Below are 19302 nucleotides of genomic sequence, written 5' to 3'. Positions count from 1 at the left end.
ACCCATCCATCAACCCGAGTCATCTCCCCGAACGGAGCATCATGCGAACGCTGTCCAAAGGCACCGCCGCCCGGGCCGTGCTGCTCACCGCGGGCTTCGTCGCGCTCGGCGCGGGGCCCGTGCTCCCCAGCGGCGCCCTCGCCGACACCACCAGCGGCGCGTCCAGCGTCCTCGGCGGCAACCAGATCAACGCGCCCGTCTCCGCGCCGATCGACGTCAGCGGCAACGCCGCCGCCGTCGCGGGCACCTCGGCCGCCTCGTCCAAGGGGGGCGCGCGCGTCGGCAACGGCACCGGCTCTGGCCAGGCGACGTCCGGCAGGTCCAGCGTCGGCGGCGGCAACCAGGTCAACGCCCCGATCTCCGCGCCGGTCAACGTCTGCGGCAACGCCGTGGCGATCGTCGGGACCGCGCAGGCGTCCTGCAAGGGCGGGTCCACCGCCGCGGGCGGCAACTCCGGCTCCCGTCAGAACACCTCCGGCAGGTCCAGCGTCGGCGGCGGCAACCAGGTCAACGCGCCCGTCTCGGCGCCGGTCAACGTCTGCGGCAACGCGGTGGCGGTCCTGGGCGTGGCCCAGGCGAGCTGCGAGGGTGGCGCCAAGGCGGCCAACGGGGGCGGCGGCGCCGGGCAGAACACCTCCGGCGTGGGCGGCGTCGGGGCCGGCAACCAGGTCAACGCCCCGATCAGCGTGCCCGTCGACGTCTGCGGCAACGCGGTCGGCAACGCGCTGGCCGGCTGCAAGGGCGGCGCGTCCGTCCGCGACGGCGGTTCCGGGTACGGCGGGCAGGGCACGTCCGGCGCGGCGGCGGTGCTGTCGGGCAACCAGGCCAACGCGCCCGTGGCCGCCCCGGTGAGCATCTGCGGCAACGCCACGGCGATCGTCGGGCACACCGGCGCGTTCTGCGACGGCGGTGCGCACACGCGCAACGGCGGCGGCGCCGGGCAGAACACCTCCGGTGCGGGCGGCGTCGGCGCCGGAAACCAGGCCAACGCGCCGGTCAACATCCCGGCCAACGTGTGCGGCAACGCCACCGCGCTCGTGGGGGTCGCGGCCGCCGCCTGCGACGGCACCGCCGCCGTCACCGGCCCGCACGGCTCGGGCGGGAACACCTCCGGGCACGGCTCCGCCGGGGGCGGCAACCAGGTCAACACGCCCGCGGAGGCCCCCGCCCAGGTGTGCGGCAACGCGACCGCCGTCCTCGGTCACCCCGAGCCGGTCTGCCAGGACGACCCGTACGGGTACGGCTACGGCCCCCGTGGCGTCGACCGCCTGCCCGTCTCGGCGCCCGGAAACCTCCTGGACGTGCCGCCCGTCGCCGACGGGAAGAAGGTGCTGACCGGCGCCCCCGTCCACACCCTGCCGGCCCCGGCCGACACCCTCCACGCGGTCAACGGCCCGGCGGTTCCGGCGGGCCCGTCCGCCCTGCCCCCGATCTCTCTCCTCACGCCGGGGTACGGGACGGCCGGGTACGGGGCCACGTCGGCGCTGCCGGTGGACGCGCCCAAGCTGCCCGTCGGCAGGCTCCTGGCCGCGCAGCCGTCGAACGCGCGGGTCGTGCCGGGCGGAGGCGTCCCGGCGCCGGTGTCGCTCGGGCCGGACTCCCTGCCCGGGGTGACCAAGGTCCCCGGCCGGCTGCCCGTCGACCCGAAGCGCGCGCCGATCATCCACCACCACGGCCCGTCCGGCGTGAAGAAGCCGTCGAAGGCGGCGCGCGTCGCCGCCCAGCCGGGGCTTCCCCTGGTGGGTTCCCTGGTGCCGGGCCAGAACCTGCCGCGGGTGAACTCCGCGTCCCTGCCCGCCACGTCGGTGGCGCCCGCGGAGTCCCGGCTGCAGCCGCGCGCTGACAAGCCCGCCGGACCGCAGGTCTCCGGAGTGGGCGCCGTCAAGCTGCCCAAGCCGCCGGCGACGGGGAAGATCGACGCCCCCAAGGTGAACGGTGTGACCGACAAGGTCGGCCGCGAGGCGGCGGGTGCCGAGAACGCGGTGCTCCAGACCGCGGCGATCAAGCCGATGTCCGCCGAGACGTCCCTGTCCGACGGCTCCGCCAAGGGCCGGCCCTGGGTGGTCGGTGCGGCGGCCGCGCTCACGGCGATGTCCGGCGCGCTGTCGCTGACCCGCCGCTTCCGCACGCACCGCGGCTGACCAGGCCGCCGAGCCGACCGGGCCGGGCCGACCGCCGTCCACCCCATGGACCTGGCGGACCACCCGGCCCGGTCGCCCGCGCGGCCGGTGTGGGCTTGGTGGTGGGGGAAGTGTGGCTGAACGGCTAGGTGGGGGTGGTTTTGGAGGGCCGAAAGGTCAAGGGAGCGTCAAAAAAGTAGAGCCCTGATCATGCGGCGGGAGTGTCGCCGCAGGGGGGTTGTGGACGCTTTGTCCGTCTCGGAGGCGCGGTCCGGGGCGGGCAAAGCCCTGTTCGGGGGCGCGGGGGACGGCGCTTGGCCGGATGTGGTTACCCGACGTTAGGGTGCTCGCACGTCGTGCTACCCTCCGGCGGGACAGGGGGCAGGGACGTCAGAACGTACGGGTCTGACGGATGATCTTCCGACGTAGTTGGATTCGGCGGCTTCCGTCGGGGTAGAGGCGCAAACGGTCGAGTTCCCAGCCGCCGTACTCCGCGTGCTCGGTCATGATCTGCCGGGCGACGTCACGTGTGGTGCCGCGCGGCAGCTGCAGGACGAGGTAGGTGTACTCCACCATTGCCACCATTATGACCCGGTGAACGGCGGGAGAACAGCCGTCGGCGCGGACCGCCGCGAAGGGCGTGTGTCCCGGCTCCCGCCGCGACGTGTCATCCTGTCGGAGGTTTGCCACGGCGGGGACCCACGGGCATGAACCTCGGGTCGTGCGACGTTGTAGGTACCCGGGTTAACGAGACCAGACAGCGAGGTTGGAGCGACTGTGCCAGCCAAGAACGGCACTGCGAAGCGTGGTCAGGGCGGGGGGAACGGTACCCGTCTGGTGATCGTCGAGTCGCCGGCGAAGGCGAAGACGATCGCCGGGTACCTGGGCCGTGGCTACGTCGTGGAGTCCAGTATCGGCCACATCCGGGACCTTCCCGGGAGCGCCTCCGAGGTGCCGCCGGAGTACAAGGACAAGCCGTGGGCCAAGCTCGGCGTGGACGTCGAGGGCGACTTCCGACCGCTGTACGTGGTCAACTCCGACAAGAAGCAGCAGGTCGCCAAGCTCAAGAAGCTCCTGAAGGAGGCCGACGAGCTCTTCCTCGCGACCGACGAGGACCGCGAGGGCGAGGCCATCGCCTGGCACCTGCAGGAGGTGCTCAAGCCCAAGGTGCCGGTGCACCGGATGGTCTTCAACGAGATCACCGCGGACGCCATCCGCCGCGCCGCCGCCAACCCGCGCAGCCTCGACCTGCGGCTGGTGGACGCGCAGGAGACCCGGCGCATCCTGGACCGGCTGTACGGCTACGAGGTCAGCCCGGTGCTGTGGGTGAAGGTCAAGCAAGGCCTGTCGGCCGGGCGGGTGCAGTCCGTGGCGACCCGGCTGGTGGTCGAGCGGGAGCGCGAGCGCATCGCGTTCGTCCCGGCCCACTACTGGGACATCACCGGCGAGTTCGACACCGGCAAGGACGACGAGCCGCGCAGGTTCAAGGCCGGGATCGTCTCGGTGGACGGCAAGCGGGTGGCGCAGGGCCGTGACTTCGCCGCCGACGGCACCCTGAAGACCCGGGACGTGCTGCACCTGGACGAGGAGGCGGCGCGCGGCCTGGCCGAGCGGCTGGCGGGCCGTCCCTACGAGGTCAAGTCGGTCGAGCAGAAGCCGTACACGCGCAAGCCGTACCCGCCGTTCCGTACCACCACGCTGCAGCAGGAGGCCAGCCGCAAGCTGGGCTTCTCCGCCAAGTACACGATGTCGGTGGCGCAGAAGCTGTACGAGAACGGCTACATCACCTACATGCGGACCGACTCGATCACGCTGTCGGAGACCGCGATCACGGCGGCGCGGCGGCAGGCGGCCACGCTGTTCGGCAACCAGTACGTGCCCGACAAGCCGCGCGTCTACAGCAGCAAGGTCAAGAACGCCCAGGAGGCGCACGAGGCGATCCGGCCGGCGGGGGACGCGTTCCGCACCCCGGGCGAGACCGGCCTGACCGGCGACCAGTTCCGGCTGTACGAGCTGATCTGGAAGCGCACGATCGCGTCCCAGATGAAGGACGCGCAGGGCCAGTCGGTGTCGGTGCGGGTCACGGGCGTGTCCACGGCGGGCGAGACCGCCGAGTTCGGCGCGACCGGCAAGACGATCACGTTCCACGGGTTCCTGAAGGCGTACGTGGAGAGCGCCGACGACCCGACCACCGACCGCGACGACCAGGAGCGGCGGCTGCCGGCGCTGGAGCGCGGCGACGCGCTGTCGGCGCGTTCGGTCACCGCCGAGGGGCACTCGACGCGTCCGCCCGCCCGCTACACCGAGGCCAGCCTGGTCAAGGAGCTGGAGGAGCGGGAGATCGGGCGGCCGTCCACCTACGCCTCGATCATCGGGACGATCCTGGACCGCGGCTACGTGTTCAAGAAGGGCACGGCGCTGGTGCCGTCGTTCCTGGCGTTCGCCGTGGTCAACCTGCTGGAGCGGCACTTCGGCAACCTGGTCGACTACGACTTCACCGCGCACATGGAGGACGGTCTCGACGAGATCGCCCGCGGTGAGGCCGAGCGGGTGCGCTGGCTGAGCCGTTTCTACAAGGGCGAGAACGGAGACGAGGGCCTCAAGGCGCTGGTGGAGCACATCGGCGACATCGACGCCAAGGGCATCAGCTCGTTCCCGATCAAGGGCAGCGACATCGTGGTACGGGTCGGCCGGTACGGGCCTTACCTGGACCGCGACGGCGAGCGCGTCAACATCCCCGAGGACGTGGCGCCCGACGAGCTGACCGCCGAGAAGGCCGAGGAGCTGTTCGCCCAGCCCAGCAGCGACCGCGAGCTGGGGGTGGACCCGGAGACGGGGCACACGATCGTCGCCAAGAGCGGGCGGTACGGGCCGTACGTCACCGAGATCCTGCCGGAGGAGCCGGCCCCGGCCGAGGGCGAGAAGAAGAAGCGCACCAAGAAGTCCGACGCCCCCAAGCCGCGCACCGCGTCGCTGTTCCGGTCGATGAGTCTGGACACGGTCACGCTGGAGGACGCGCTGCGGCTGCTGTCGCTGCCGCGCGTGGTGGGCGAGCTGGACGGTGAGACGGTCACCGCGCAGAACGGCCGGTACGGCCCGTACCTGCGCAAGGGCTCCGAGAGCCGGTCGCTCGGCTCGGAGGACGAGCTGTTCACCGTGACGCTGGAGCAGGCCAAGGAGCTGTTCGCCCAGCCCAAGCAGCGCGGCAGGGGCCGGGCCGCGGCGTCCGCCGAGCCGCTGCGCGAGCTGGGCGAGGACCCGGGCAGCGGCAAGAAGGTCGTGGTGAAGAAGGGCCGGTACGGCCCGTACGTCACCGACGGCGAGACGAACGCGAGCCTGCGGCAGGGCGACGACCCGCAGTCGATCACGATCCAGCGGGCGGCGGAGCTGCTGGCCGAGCGCCGCGAGAAGGTCGCGGCGTCCGGCGGGGCGAAGAAGAAGGCGGGCGGCGCCAAGAAGACGGCGAAGACGACGACCAGGCGTCGCGCGTCCGCCAAGTCCGGCTCCTGAGCGTGGCGGGGCGGGCGCGCCCCGTGGTGTCCGCCGGCGTTCGGGGGAACGGTGCGGAAAGCGCCTTCGAATCGCTGCCGAGAGGTTCCCCCAACGTGATAGCGGCGCCGATACGCTGACCAACATGACCAGAACGGGCGCCCTTCCGCCGCATGCCGCCGAGCCCACCGGTGCGTGGTCGAGCAAGCCGTTCCGCCGGTTGTGGCTCGCCTTGTCGCTGTCCGGCCTCGGCCTGTGGCTGAGCGTTCCGGCGCTCGCCGCGTCGGCCGCCGCGCTGGCCGACGGCGGGCCCGCCGCCCGGGCCCGGCTGGCCGGGGCGGTCCTCGTCGTGATGGCGCTGCCCGCGGTGTTCCTCGCGCCGCTGGCGGGGACGGCCGCGGCGCGGCTGGACGCGCGGGTGCTGCTCACGGCGGCGGACGTGCTGCGGTTCGCGCTGGTGCTGTCGGTGCCGCTGGTGGGGGCCACGCCGTGGACGCTGGTCGCGGCGTTCCTGGTGGCGGTGCTGGCGCTGCCGTGGACGGCGGTGCCGGACGCGGCCGTCCCCGCGCTGGTCGACGACGAGCGGCAGGGGCAGGCGCGCCGGGCCGTGCTGCGCGCCGCCTACGGGTCGGCGCCGGTCGCGGCCGTGCTGTACGCGGTGCTGGCGCTGATCGCGCGCGCCGCCGACCTGGCCGATCTTCCGCTGTACGCGACCGCCGTGGTGTTCCTGGGCGCGGCGGCGTCCGTCGCCCTGCTGCGCGACCTGCGCGGGGGCGGGACGCCGGGCACCGCGCAGTGGCCGCCGCTGCTGCTGTTCCGCGGCGTTCCCGCGCCGCGCGGGCTGTTCCTGGCGGCCGCGGCGGCCGTGCTGACGGCCGCCGCGATCGTGGCGGTCGCCGTCGGGCACGCCCGCGAGATGGGCGGCGGCGACGCCGGGTTCGGCTCGGTCCTCATCGGCCTGACGGTCGGGCTGGCGGTCGGGGTCTTCCTGGGGCCGCGCGTGCTGGGCCCGTTCAGCCGCAGCCGGCTGCTGGGCCTGGCGGTGGTGGCCGCCGCGCTGCTGCTGATCGTGGTGGCGCTGGTGCGGGACCTGGTGGTCGTGGTGTTCGTGACGTCGTTCATGAGCGTCGCGGCCGGGGTGGCGTGGTCCACCGCCACCGGCCTGGCCGAGGCGGCGGCGGACGCGTCGGCCGCCGCGCTGGCCCGGCTGCGGGCCGTGGCGCTGGTCACCGGGCTGGTGGCGGTCGCGGTGATCCCGCCGCTGGCCGCGGCGCTGGGCGACAACGCGATCGGGTCGTACGAGCTGGCCGGGACGGGCGCGGCCCTGCTGATCGCCGCCGTTCCCGCCCTGCTGGCCGGGCTGCTGGCCTACCGGCGGCTGGACGACCGGCGCGGCGTCCCGCTGCTGCCGGACCTGCTGGCCGCCCTGCGCGGCGAGGTCTACACGCCGCCGAGCCAGGTCGCCGAGCAGGCGGCCGCCCCGCGCGACCGCGGCGTGTTCGTCGCCTTCGAGGGCGGCGAGGGCGCGGGCAAGACCACCCAGGCCCGGCTGGCGGCGATCTGGCTGCGCGACCATGGCTACGACGTGGTCACCACGCACGAGCCGGGCGCCACCAAGATCGGCATGCGGCTGCGGGCGATGCTGCTGGACAAGCAGAACACCGGGCTGTCGGCGCGGGCGGAGACGCTGCTGTACGCGGCCGACCGCGCCGACCACGTCGCCAACGTGATCCGGCCGGCGCTGGAGCGCGGCGCGATCGTGGTCAGCGACCGGTACGTCGACTCGTCCCTGGCCTACCAGGGGTACGGGCGCCGCCAGCCGGTGAACGAGATCGCCGGGGTCAACGCGTGGGCGACCGAGGGGCTGGTGCCGGACCTGACCGTCCTGCTGGAGGTGCCGCCGGACACGGGCCTGGGGCGGCTGGCGTCCCCGGCCGACCGCATGGAGTCCGAGCCGCGCGAGTTCCACGAGCGGGTGCGCGAGGGGTTCCGCGCGCTGGCCGACGCCGACCCCGACCGCTACCTGGTGGTGGACGCGAGCCTGCCGCAGAGCGAGATCAGCCGCATGGTGCAGGACCGCATCCGGGAGATCCTCCCCGACCCCGTTCCGGCGGGCACCGAGGACATCACCAGCACCTTCCCGGCGATCACCGACGTCTGACCTTCCGCGGGGCCGTAGCCTTGTCGGGCGAGGAGCAGGCGCCGCCGAGAGGGCGCCCCGGAGGCGAGCGGGTGAGCGGGGGAGCAGGGGTGAGCGAGCCGGAGGGGCGCGGCGTCGCCTGGACTGACGAGCGAGGGACGAGCGAGGAGGGAAGGCGGCGCCTTCTCGGCGCCCCGGAGGTGAGCGGGGGAGCAGGGTGAGCGTGTGGGATGACCTGGTGGGGCAGGATCCGGTCGTCGCGCAGCTGCGGTCCGCCGTCGAGGCCACGGTGGCGGGGCGGACGGCGGGGGACGCGGGCGGCGGCGCGGGCAAGATGGCGCACGCCTGGCTGTTCACCGGGCCGCCGGGGTCGGGTCGTTCCGCCGCGGCGCGGGCGTTCGCCGCGGCCCTGCAGTGTTCGGAGACGCCGCGCGGCTGCGGGCATTGCGCGTCCTGCCACCAGGTGCTGCAGGGCACGCACGCCGACGTGGAGGTGGTGCGTCCGTCCGGGCTGTCGTACGGCGTGCGCGAGACGCGTGAGCTGGTGCTGCGCGCCTCGTCCTCGCCCAGCGGCGGACGCTGGCAGATCGTGCTGTTCGAGGACGCCGACCGGGCCACCGAGGCGGCTGCCAACGCCCTGCTGAAGGCGATCGAGGAGCCGCCGCCGCGGACGGTGTGGCTGCTGTGCTCGCCGTCCCCCGAGGACCTGGTGATGACGATCCGGTCGCGGTGCCGTCTGGTCACCCTGCGCACCCCGCCGGTCGCGGCCGTCGCCGACGTGCTGGTGCGGCGGGACGGCATCGACCCGGCGACGGCCGAGGCGGCGGCGCGGGCGGCCCAGGGGCACATCGAGCGGGCCCGGCGGCTGGCCACCGACGAGCAGGCCCGGCGGCGCCGGGAGCAGGTGCTGGCCGTGCCGCGTCGGCTGACGTCGGTGGCGCCCGCGGTGACGGCGGCCGAGGCGCTGGTCAAGGCGGCCGAGGAGGAGGCGAAGGCCACCACCGAGGAGCTGAACGAGAGCGAGACGGCGGCGCTGCGGCAGGCGCTGGGCGAGAGCGCCAAGGGGCGCATGCCGCGCGGCACCGCGGGGGCGCTCAAGGAGCTGGAGGACCGGCAGAAGTCCCGCGCCACCCGGGTCAAGCGCGACGCCCTCGACCGGGCGCTGCTGGACCTGGCGTACTACTACCGCGACGTGCTGGTCCTGCAGCTGGGCGCGGGCAGCGAGCTGGTCAACGCCGACATCGCCGCGGAGCTGCGCACGGCCGCGGCGGCGGGTACGCCCGAGGACACCGTCCGCCGCCTGGACGCGATCATGGAGTGCCGGGAGCGGCTGGACGCCAACGTCAATCCGCTGCTGGCCGTCGAGGCGCTCACGCTGGCCCTGCGCACCGGCTCTGGCTGACCGCCGTCCCCGGACGCGCCGCGAGGGTGACCGATGGGGATTTCGGACATCAACGGGATAACAAGACATGTCCCGTTTCGTTACATATCCGTACCGGACTCTCAACAGCCGCACACGTAGCTTCTCCTGGCCATCTACTACCTACCGGGGCCAAGCACCCCATTCGCCAGGAGGTTGCCTTGCGGCGCGTCGTGATCACCGCCGCCTGTGCCGTCGTCACATCGACGGCACTCGCGCTGCCAGCGTCGGCGGTACCGGCCCAACCCGAGACCCAGGGGAAGGCGTCGGAGTACGTCGTCCTCTACAAGGAGGGGGTCTCCCTCAGCAAGGCCCGCGCCGCCGTGGAGGCGGCCGGAGGCGCGATCGTCAGTGAGAACGCCGACGTCGGCGTGGCCACCGTCCGCACCACCAACGCCGGCTTCGCCGCCGCGGCCGCCCGGCAGGGCGCCCTGGACGGCACCGCGTCCAACCGCGTGATCGGCCACGCCCCGAAGGTGGGGAAGGTCACCAAGCAGTTCTCCGTGGAGAAGGAGGGCCGCGGCCAGACCACCGGCACGACCACCGTCAAGCCCAGTAAGAAGGGCGAGCCGCTGGCGGACCTGCAGTGGGACATGAAGCAGATCCGCGCCACGGCCGACGGCTCGTACAAGACCGAGCCGGGTGACCGGGGCGTGCTCGTCGGCGTCATCGACACCGGCATCGACGGGAGCCACCCCGACATCCGGGCCAACTTCAACCGGGCGCTCAGCCGCAACTTCACCGTCGACATCCCCACCGACGCCAACGGCGAGGAGGTCGACGGGCCGTGTGAGGACGAGCCGGACAAGTCCTGCAACGACCCGGCCGACGTGGACGAGAACGAGCACGGCACGCACGTGGCGTCCACCATCGCCTCGCCGCGCAACGGCCTGGGCATGGCGGGTGTCGCGCCGAACGTGCAGCTGGTCAACCTGCGCGCGGGCCAGGACTCGGGCTACTTCTTCCTGCAGCCGACGGTCGACGCGCTGACCTACGCGGGCAAGCACGGCATCGACGTGGTCAACATGAGCTACTACATCGACCCGTGGCTGTTCAACTGCGCGTCCAACCCGGCCGACTCGCCCGAGGACCAGGCCGAGCAGCGCACGATCATCAAGGCGGCCAACCGGGCGCTGAACTTCGCGCACAGGCACGGCGTCACGCTGGTCGCCGCCGCGGGCAACGAGGCGATCGACTACACCAAGACCAATGTCGACGCCACCAGCCCGGACTTCGCGTCCGAGCCCGGCGAGCAGCCCTACGAGCGGACGATCCCGGCGAGCTGCCTGTCGCTGCCGGGTGAGGGCGACCACGTCATCCCCGTCTCCTCGACCGGGATCAGCAAGCGCAAGGCGTACTACTCCAGCTACGGTGACGGCTACATCCAGGTGGCCGCGCCGGGCGGCGACAAGTACGACACCGCGGACGGCAAGCTCGACGACAAGGTGGGCATCTGGGCCGCCTACCCCGAGTCCATCGCGCGGGCGCGCGGTGAGCTCAACGCCGACGGCACGCCCAACACCCCGCGGGTGATCCGCGACTGCAAGGGCGGCACCTGCGCCTACTACCAGTCGATCCAGGGCACCTCGATGGCCTCGCCGCACGCGGCCGGTGTCGCTGCGCTGATCGTCAGCAAGTACGGCAAGCGGGACCGCGCCCACGGCGGCCTGACCATGGCCCCGGACGCCGTGCGGTCCGTCCTGACGGGCACCGCGACCAAGACCGCCTGCCCGGCGGGCGGGTCGTACACCTACACCCGGTACGTGAAGCAGGCCGACGGCTCGTTCCAGAAGGTCGTCGCCACGCATACGTGCGAGGGCACCAAGAGCCGCAACGGCTTCTACGGGTACGGCATCGTCGACGCCCAGAGCGCCGTCACGCGCTGACCCCGCCGATGTGAACGCGGCCCCCGGCGGGAGAACCCGCCGGGGGCCGCAGTGCTAGGCGCAGTGGGCCAGCCAGGGGCTGCTGTCGACGTGGCGTTTGGCGCCCTGGTAGTAGATGTCCCCGGCCGCGTGGACGCATCGTCCCGCCGCGTGCACCGTGACGGGCCCGGCGTAGGAGGCGTAGACGCCGTCCTCGGCCTTCGGAGACCCGGCGACGGGGGTGCACGTGCTGCCGCGCCGTTCACGGCAGGCGGCGAGCCAGACGGCCGTGCGCAGCCGCACACCGCGGGTCGGGCCGAGGTGGTTCATGCGCGCGCAGTTGGTCTTGTTGGCGGCGTTCCAGTACAGCACCAGTTCGCCGATCGTGGTGTTGGCGTGGCGCAGCGGCCACCGGTGGATGAGGCGGCCGGTACAGCTCGCGGCGATCCGGGCGTCGGCCGGTGCCGCCACGGCGTGGGCGCGGCCGGCGGTCGCGGTCGTCGCGGTGGACGCGCCGGACGGCTGGGCGAGGCCCAGGCCCAGCGTCGCGACGATCGTCAGGCCGAGCGTCATCTTGGTCTTCTGCATGGTTACCTCCCGTGACAGACCCTGCCCGTCACTGTGGGTCTCTGTCCAGCTACAAAGAGTAAGGTCTGCGGGGCGCCGGCACCGGGCTGCCGGGGCGAGCGCGTGGAATGGGAGGCCGGGACGGTCGGGCAGGATGGGGGCATGTCCTACCGCGTCACGTTCGTCTGCACGGGGAACATCTGCCGTTCGCCCATGGCCGAGTGGGTGTTCCGGCACCACGTCGAGGAGGAGGGGCTCGACGTCGAGGTCGACAGCTCGGGCACCGGCCCGTGGCATGCGGGCGACGACGCCGACCCCCGCACGGTGCGCGCGCTGCGGCGGGCCGGGTACCGGTCGGCGCACATCGCCCGGCAGTTCGAGCCCGAGTGGTTCGAGCAGTACGACCTGATCCTCGCGCTGGACCAGGGACACCTGCGGGACCTGCGGGCCATGGCCCCCGACGACGCGGCACGCGGGCGGATCCGGTTGCTGCGCGAGTTCGATCCCGACGCCGGGGACGACCTGGACGTGCCCGACCCCTACTACGGCGGGCACGACGACTTCGAGCACGTGCTGAAGCTCGTCGAGGCCGCGATGCCCAGGCTGCTGGACCACGTGCGCGCCGAGACGTCCCTCGCCCGGGAGGCGTGACCGTGGCGGCGCGCCCCGAGCACGTCGCCGGCCTGCTCGGCACGCGCGTCGAGCGCGTCACCGACCTCGGCGGCAGCCACTCGTGGACGCTGCACCGGGCGTCGCTGGCCGACGGCCGCGAGGTGTTCGTCAAGGCCGCGTGCGCCGACGGCGGGTTCTTCGCGGCCGAGGCGGCGGGGCTGCGCTGGCTGGCCGAGGCGGGCCCGCACGCGCCCGTCCCGGAGGTGCTGGCCGCCGACGAGCACACGCTCGTCCTGCCGTGGCTGCCGGCCGAGCCGCCCACGCCGCGGGCCGCCGAACGTTTCGGACGCGACCTGGCCGCCCTGCACACCGCGTCCGCGCCGGAGGCGTACGGGGCGCCCTGGGACGGCTACATCGCCGACCTGCCGCTGGACAACACCCTCGACGGAGGCGGCTGGCCGCGCTGGTACGCCGAGCGGCGCCTGGCGCCGTTCCTGCGCCGGGCCCGGCCGCATCTGTCGGCGTCCGACGTGCGGCTGGTGGAGCGGGTCATCGACCGCGTCGAGGAACTGGCCGGGCCGCCGGAGCCGCCGAGCCGCATCCACGGCGACCTGTGGTCGGGCAACGTGCTGTGGACGGGCGGCCGCGCCATGCTGATCGACCCGGCCGCGCACGGCGGCCACCGCGAGACCGACCTGGCCATGCTCGCGCTGTTCGGCGCCCCGCACCTGGAGCGCGTCCTGGCGTCCTACGACGAGGCGGCGCCGCTCGCCGACGGCTGGCGGCAGAGGGTCGCACTGCACCAGCTGCACCCGCTGCTCGTCCACGTCGCCCTGTTCGGCGCCTCCTACCGGGCACGGACGATCGAAGCCGCCACCGCCGCGCTGGCCGCGGCGTCCTGACCAGCACGGCGGGTCGTGCCTCCGACGCGGATGATCACTGTGCGCGGTGGAAAGGCTTACGCTGCTGGGCGGTGCGGGGCTGCCGCGGCGAGACGCGGGGAGGCGTGTCCCGGCGGAACGTGCTTGGCAGCATGGCCGACATGCCGGACTCGTTAGCGTCCGCCGACTAACTCCGCAATCATGGCATTCCGTGTGTGGCAGATGAGATAGAAACGACGGGTCCGTTAACCCAAGGGAACGCGGAGAGGTGGCTGGGCTTCCCCGATGGACGGCAAGCACAAGCAGGCGGGCGCCGGACCCCGGGTGCGCGGCGTCTGGCGGAGCATGGTGCCGGTCGGTGTCGCCACGACGATCGCCCTCGGAATCGCGGGCTTCGTCGACCTGGTGCACGCACACCAGAGCTCGGACGACGACCAGCACGCCGCCAAACCGGCGGCCGAGCGCCAGCGCACCGAGCCGCGTCGCTTCGTGGGGGTGCAGCGCGACGGCGCCGCGCTGGTGGTGCGGGACGTGCGCACCGGCGGCGCGGTCGGAGTGCCCGTGGCGGCGCCGGCCGGACGGCGGTTCCAGCGGGTCGCGTCGAGCGGCGACGGCAAGTACGTCGTCGCGTCGTACGCCTCCCGCAGGGTCACCTTCCAGCGGCTCGACCTGGACAAGGAAGGCCGTCCCGAGCGGCTCGCGGACATCCCGCGCGCGGCCGTGCCCGGGGTGTCGGCCGCGTGGTCGGAGATGGCGGTGCACCCGGACGGCGACCGCATCGCCTACGTCACCTACCGGGGCATGACGCCCCAGGTGCAGGTCGTGTCCACCAAGACGGGGCAGCGCAAGATGTGGCGGACGGCGTCACCCGCGCGCGTCGCCAGCCTGTCGTGGGCGGGCGACACCCTGAACTTCCTGTGGACCCCGGTGCGTGCGGGCGCCACGAAGACCGCCACGCAGATGCGCGCGTTGGACACCCGGGGCCAAACCGGGGACCTGCGCGCCAGCACTCCCGTGCTGAAGCTGCCCGCCGGTACGGGGGCCGCGCTGAGCAGCCGCGACGGCCGCACGGTCGTGGCGGGCCTCGCCGCCCGCGGGCAGTTGTCGCTGCAGACGTACACGGTGCAGACCAGACAGCCCGGCAAGGTGCTGTGGAAGCAGAGCGGGGCGACGTCCCGCCTCCTGCGGATCGTCCGCGACCACACCGGCAAGCACCTGCTGGCCTTCGGCGCCGACGGACGGCTCTACGCCGACGGCGCACGGCCCCTGCAGGCGGCCGACCTCATCGACGTCGCCTGGTGACGCGGTCGCCCGGTCACGTGGTCGGCACGGTGACGCGATCGCCTGGTGACGCGGTCGGCGCGGTGACCGCACGGTAGTCCCGCCAACCCGTCCATACCGGTGGAAGTCTGGACCACGTAGGGTTGGACCCACGGAACCGGGCGAACGGAGCACAGACCGTGGGCATGGTGATGGCCGTCAGCTTCACCCGTTACGGACGGCTCTATTACCTCGACCCCGGCCCGCACTCCCCCAAGGTCGGCGACAAGGTGCTCGTCCCGACCGACGCGGGCCCGGAGGTCGCCGAGTGCGTGTGGGCGCCGCAGTGGGTGTCGGAGGACATCGAGGGGCTGCCGGTGTGCGCCGGTCCCGCCACCGACGAGCACCTGGCCCGCGACGAGGCCAACCGCCGCCGCCGCGCCGAGGGACGCTCGATCGCCAAGCGGCTGATCCGCAAGCACGGGCTGCCGATGAAGGTCATCGGCGTCGACTACCTGGACGCCGACAACGTCTTCAAGATCTACTTCTCGGCGCCGCACCGGGTGGACTTCCGCGCCCTGGTGCGCGACCTGGCCCGCAACATCCGCGCCCGGGTCGAACTGCGGCAGGTCGGGCCCCGTGACGAGGCCCGCCTGCAGGGCGGCATCGGGCCGTGCGGCCGCGACCTGTGCTGTGCCACGTTCCTCAAGGACTTCGAGCCGGTGTCGGTCCGCATGGCCAAGGAGCAGGACCTGCCCGTCAACCCGCTGCGCATCGCGGGGGCGTGCGGGCGCCTGATGTGCTGCCTGAAGTACGAGCACCCGCTGTACGTGCAGGCGCACCAGCGGATGCCCCGGCTCGGCGAACGCGTCGACACGCCCGAGGGCCCCGGCCAGGTGGTGGGACGCAACGTGCCGTCCGACACCGTGACCGTCCGCCTCAACGGCGGCGGCCGCTGCTCGTGCCCGTCCGCCTCCGTCTGCTCACCGCGCCGCCAGCACGACGCCGCCTACGGCAACACTTCGTACGGCAACACCTCGTACGGCGACGCGTCCGCGGACTGACGACGCCGCGCCACGCGACACCGGGATCGCGCCGAGGAGATCCCCCCGGCCCGCACGTCCCTCCGCTCAGGAGAGCCGCCGCCTGACGTCTCCGTAGCGATCGATGTGGATCCCGGGGTTGCTCCAGTGGACGCGGAGCGCGCAGGGTCGCCCGTCGAGCCTGCGCAGCGTGATCCGCACCGGTCCGATGGCGGGGCTGTCGCCGCCGAACCCGGCCACGGGCGCGGAACGCGACGTCCCGTCCCTCAGGACGAAGGGCCGCAGCCGTAGATCCCCGACGGTCAACAGCACCTGAACCGAGGTCCCGGCACAGCCGTCGGCTTTGAGTATCCCGTTCAGGGCGTCGACGCGCAGGCCCGAGTACCTGTCCTTGGAGGGCGCGTCGAAGACCGTGTCCATGGTCGACGCGGCTTGCAGCGTCCAGGTGTGCGTGGTGTCGCGGACCACACATCCCCCTGTCCCTTGGGGGTCGTAGGGGTCGCAGCGGATGAAGCTGGCGGGCTGGTGGCCGGAGCGATAGCTGAGCTCCTGCTGGGAGGCGACACTGTCGGCGAACAGGAACAGGAAGGCGATCACCATCATCATCAGGCCGAGCAGCACGCCCATCGTCTTGACGGGCTGGATCCACCGCCGCCACCACGGCGCCTCCTCGGCCACCGCCTGCTGCGGTTCGTCCTCCGCGACGTCGGGCGACCATGCCGTGCCGCTGAGCTGTTCGAGCAGTCGCACGTTGCGGAACTGGTACGCCGGTCCGGCCGGGCGCAGCACACCGAGCCGGTGGCCCTCCTCGAGGAAGTCCGCCAGCCGCCACGGGCGCGGCAGCCTGCGGGTCAGCCAGAACCACACATGCGACACCACGTACGACACCCAGCTCGAACCGAGCAGGACCGCCGAGCCGAAGCCCAGCCCCAGGATGACGCCGTACCGCCAGGCGACGCCCGGGGCCACGCCCACTTCGGCGTTCAGCCACAACGCCGCGAGCAGCATCGTCGAGCCGGCGCCGACGGCACTCACCAGCGCGGTCGCCAACGCCTGCCGCCGCAGCGTGGACGTCAGGTCGCCGTGGTCCTCGTCGCGCTCCTGGCGGTCGTTCATCCGCAGGAAGAAGACGAGGACGGCGGACGCGATCCCGGTGACCGAGAACGTCACCAGCGCGGCCGTGACGCCGAAGAACAGGTACCAGAACCAGCCGCAGAGGGTGCCGTACACCAGGGCGAACAGCGGAACCGTGAACGGGGAGATCACCTGCCGCCACGTGAAGTCGACCGTGTTCTGGTCGCGCATCCTGCGGGCCATGAACTCCAGCCATCGCCTGACCTGACGGGGCCGGTGGCGCCGCCGGGAGGATTCGGCGTACACCGCGCTGACGTAGTTCTCCAGCAGGTGGCTCTCGATGGCCTCCTGGGTCTCGTACCGCAGCAGGTCCGCGGGGTTCTTGTCGCTCGGCCGGTAGGCCGTGCGCGCCAGGTACAGCATCAGCGGGCTGGCCAGCGCTTCGGCCAAGGGGGAGTCCGGCTCGGCCTGGAGATGGTCGAAGACCGGTTCCCAACGGTCCTGCGATGTGGCGGACTCCCGCAGGAAGGCCACCGCGGTCGTGGGTTTGACCTCTTCCAGCCGCACCACTTCGGCGCGGGTGAGGTACTGGCCACTGGCGGCGACGGCGCGTTCGTAATCGCCGGCGCGGCACGTCACCACCAGCGGCACGGTGTCCGGGACGGCCTTGTCGATGGCCTCTATGGCAGGCGCGTGCAGGGCCCTGGGAAGTTCGTCCAAACCGTCCAGGATCGGTATGACCCGCCCCCGCTCGACCAGCCTGGCCGCGGTCTCGCGGTCGTACTCGGTCGCCAGTTCGGGGCAGATCGCCAGGATGCGTTTGGCCATCCAGGTGTGCAGGTCGAGCCGGGGCCGCCAGGACGACAACGGCAACAACACCGGGACCGGCTCTCCCGGCTTCCGGGAGCGCGCCATGTCGCGTGCCACGAGCAGAGCCAGGACGCTCTTGCCCGCGCCCCGCCTGCCCAGCACCACGAGCTGCCGCCGCGGCAGTTCGCGGATCAACGCGGAGATCTGGGTGACGTCACCGTCGCGCAGCGTCTGCCGCCCCGCCGCCGTTCCGCCGAGTTCCGCGCCGGGGCGTTCGGTGCGGGACCACCGTATGCCGATCGGGTGGGGACGGTTGAGCTCCTGGCACCCCACCTCGTTCTCCAAATCGGCCAGGACCTTCTCCGCGAGCAGGCCGGCGGCGGAGTCCAGTTCGTTCTCCGGCCCGACCCGCACGATCTGCCGGACGTTGCCGCCCGCGCTCACACCGCGGATCGACTGGTCGATCCGGATCGGCCGCCGCCTACGCGCCATCGCCCTGCGACTGCTCCAGATCCCTGCCCACATGGGAGTCGGTCACCGACTGCTCACCCGTGCCCGGCAGCCGCTGCCGCACGTTGCCGTCGACCGTGGTCCGGTGGACGCGCTGCCTGGCCTGGGAACCGTTCAGGCGCCACATCCACACCTGCAGACAGCCCCCGGCCACCACCAGCCCGGCCGTCGCCAACCACGCGACGCCCCAGTTCCGGGTGATCAGCCCCGTGGCCAGGTTCACCCCGGCGGCCACCGCCACGCCCGCGGCCCCCACCGCCCAATGCTTGACAGCCGAACTCATAGACGCTCCTCGCGACAGGCAGGTCCGCGCTCCACAGTGCCAGAGGGCCCTGCGGTAGGCGAGTCGGCCTTTGCCGGGGCGTCGGGGCGTTCTCCGGTTAGGCGGCGACGGGGGCGGCGGCCGGGGCGGGCTCGGGACGCCGCGGACGGCGGGGGCCGGGGAAGGCGTACCGGACGATCTTCTTCCAGGTGCTCGCGACCTGCCGGGGCAGCGGCCCGGTGTGGTACGGCAGGCCGTAGCGCGCGCACAGGTCCCGCACCCGCGGGGCGATCTCGGCGTACCGGTTGCTGGGCAGGTCGGGGAACAGGTGGTGCTCGATCTGGTGGCTGAGGTTGCCGGTCATCAGGTGCAGCAGCCAGCCGCCGGAGATGTTGGCCGAGCCGACCAGCTGGCGCACGTACCACTCGCCTTTGGTCTCGCCGTCCAGCCGGTCCTCGGTGAACACCTCGACGTCGCCCGGGAAGTGACCGCAGAAGATCACCATGTGCGCCCAGACGTTGCGGACGGCGTTGGCGGTGAAGTTCGCGGCCAGCGTGGACAGGAACTGCGGGCCCGACAGCAGCGGGAAGGCCAGGTAGTCCTTGGCCCACTGGCGGCGGATCTTGCGCTTGATCGCCGCCAGCTTGGCGCGGGTCTCCTCCGGGTCGTCGGTGCCCGCCAGCACCTTGTCGATCTCCAGGTCGTGCACCGCCACGCCGTACTCGAAGAACATCGCCAGCAGCACGTTGACCAGCGGCTGCGCCAGGTACATCGGATGCCACGGCTGCTCGGGCGCCACCCGCAGGATGCCGTAGCCGACGTCCTTGTCCCTGCCCAGGATGTTGGTGAACGTGTGGTGGACGACGTTGTGCGAGTGCTTCCACTGCTCGGCGGGGGAAACGTTGTCCCACTCCCACGTCATCGAGTGGATCTTGGGATCGCGCATCCAGTCCCACTGGCCGTGCATGACGTTGTGCCCGATCTCCATGTTCTCCAGGATCTTGGCCAGCGCGAGCGCGGCCGTCCCGGCGACCCACGCGGGCGGCAGCGAGGAGGCCAGCAGCAGCGCCCGCCCCCCGATCTCCAGCGCGCGCTGCGTGCGGATCACCCGGTGGATGTAGGCGGCGTCGCGGTCGCCCAGGTCGGCGGTGATCTCCGCGCGCAACGCGTCCAGCTCGCGGGCGATCGCCGCGTGGTCGTCCGCGGTGAGATGGGCGGTGGTGGCGGTCATGGCGTTCTCCTCCGAGCG

Annotated in this window: 14 protein-coding genes; 9 read left to right on the top strand and 5 right to left on the bottom strand. The window is 72.8% G+C overall.

Going from position 1 to position 19302, the window contains the following annotated elements; genetic code table 11:
• Positions 1-41: 41 nt before the first annotated feature.
• Positions 42-2141 (top strand): chaplin family protein, encoded by a 2100-nt coding sequence (locus ABD811_RS19435; protein ID WP_344949312.1) that lies wholly within the window; start codon positions 42-44, stop codon positions 2139-2141.
• A gap of 369 nt (positions 2142-2510) precedes the next feature.
• On the opposite strand, the gene ABD811_RS19430 is transcribed toward ABD811_RS19435, so the two are convergent.
• On the bottom strand, positions 2511-2696 hold the full coding sequence (locus ABD811_RS19430; protein WP_285497280.1) for a DUF5703 family protein: 186 nt from the start codon (positions 2694-2696) through the stop codon (positions 2511-2513).
• 201 nt (positions 2697-2897) lie between these two features.
• Here ABD811_RS19430 and topA point away from each other — a divergent pair, with 201 nt between their 5' ends.
• The 4 genes from topA to ABD811_RS19410 all read left to right on the top strand — a co-directional run bounded on the left by topA (position 2898) and on the right by ABD811_RS19410 (position 11055).
• Positions 2898-5630 (top strand): type I DNA topoisomerase, encoded by a 2733-nt coding sequence (topA, locus tag ABD811_RS19425; protein ID WP_425549438.1) that lies wholly within the window; start codon positions 2898-2900, stop codon positions 5628-5630.
• 124 nt (positions 5631-5754) lie between these two features.
• Positions 5755-7770 (top strand): dTMP kinase, encoded by a 2016-nt coding sequence (tmk, locus tag ABD811_RS19420; RefSeq protein WP_344949307.1) that lies wholly within the window; start codon positions 5755-5757, stop codon positions 7768-7770.
• 196 nt (positions 7771-7966) lie between these two features.
• Positions 7967-9151: a DNA polymerase III subunit delta' gene (locus ABD811_RS19415; RefSeq protein ID WP_344949304.1), complete on the top strand. Its 1185-nt coding sequence runs from the start codon at positions 7967-7969 to the stop codon at positions 9149-9151.
• Between the two features lie 179 nt (positions 9152-9330).
• Entirely contained in the window at positions 9331-11055 is a 1725-nt protein-coding gene (locus tag ABD811_RS19410) for a S8 family peptidase (protein ID WP_344949301.1), read from the top strand.
• Positions 11056-11109: 54 nt separating this feature from the next.
• Here ABD811_RS19410 and ABD811_RS19405 read toward each other — a convergent pair whose 3' ends face one another.
• Positions 11110-11622, bottom strand: a complete 513-nt coding sequence (locus ABD811_RS19405; protein ID WP_344949299.1) for a hypothetical protein — start codon at positions 11620-11622, stop codon at positions 11110-11112.
• A gap of 141 nt (positions 11623-11763) precedes the next feature.
• Between ABD811_RS19405 and ABD811_RS19400 the strand changes: the two genes are divergently transcribed.
• The 4 genes from ABD811_RS19400 to ABD811_RS19385 all read left to right on the top strand — a co-directional run bounded on the left by ABD811_RS19400 (position 11764) and on the right by ABD811_RS19385 (position 15418).
• The gene (locus tag ABD811_RS19400) at positions 11764-12252 is read left to right on the top strand and encodes a low molecular weight protein-tyrosine-phosphatase (protein ID WP_344949296.1); all 489 of its coding nucleotides are present in this window, start codon (positions 11764-11766) and stop codon (positions 12250-12252) included.
• Positions 12249-13115, top strand: a complete 867-nt coding sequence (locus ABD811_RS19395; RefSeq protein WP_344949293.1) for a fructosamine kinase family protein — start codon at positions 12249-12251, stop codon at positions 13113-13115. Before ABD811_RS19400 ends, ABD811_RS19395 begins: the two co-directional genes overlap by 4 nt.
• 264 nt (positions 13116-13379) lie before the next feature.
• Positions 13380-14396: a hypothetical protein gene (locus tag ABD811_RS19390; RefSeq protein ID WP_344949290.1), complete on the top strand. Its 1017-nt coding sequence runs from the start codon at positions 13380-13382 to the stop codon at positions 14394-14396.
• Positions 14397-14560: 164 nt separating this feature from the next.
• Positions 14561-15418 carry a PSP1 domain-containing protein gene (locus ABD811_RS19385; RefSeq protein WP_344949866.1) on the top strand — a complete coding sequence of 286 codons (858 nt, stop codon included), beginning with the start codon at positions 14561-14563 and terminating at the stop codon, positions 15416-15418.
• Between the two features lie 66 nt (positions 15419-15484).
• On the opposite strand, the gene ABD811_RS19380 is transcribed toward ABD811_RS19385, so the two are convergent.
• The 3 genes from ABD811_RS19380 to ABD811_RS19370 all read right to left on the bottom strand — a co-directional run bounded on the left by ABD811_RS19380 (position 15485) and on the right by ABD811_RS19370 (position 19284).
• Positions 15485-17773, bottom strand: a complete 2289-nt coding sequence (locus ABD811_RS19380) for an NACHT domain-containing protein (protein WP_344949287.1) — start codon at positions 17771-17773, stop codon at positions 15485-15487.
• Entirely contained in the window at positions 17763-18074 is a 312-nt protein-coding gene (locus ABD811_RS19375) for a hypothetical protein (protein ID WP_344949284.1), read from the bottom strand. Before ABD811_RS19375 ends, ABD811_RS19380 begins: the two co-directional genes overlap by 11 nt.
• Before the next feature lie 97 nt (positions 18075-18171).
• Positions 18172-19284, bottom strand: coding sequence for a fatty acid desaturase family protein (locus ABD811_RS19370; RefSeq protein WP_344949282.1), 1113 nt, complete (start codon positions 19282-19284; stop codon positions 18172-18174).
• Positions 19285-19302 lie beyond the last annotated feature (18 nt).

The organism is Actinomadura miaoliensis (assembly GCF_039536785.1).
In the GTDB taxonomy this organism is placed as follows: Bacteria; Actinomycetota; Actinomycetes; order Streptosporangiales; family Streptosporangiaceae; genus Spirillospora; species Spirillospora miaoliensis.
This window is presented reverse-complemented; position numbering and strand designations above follow the sequence as displayed.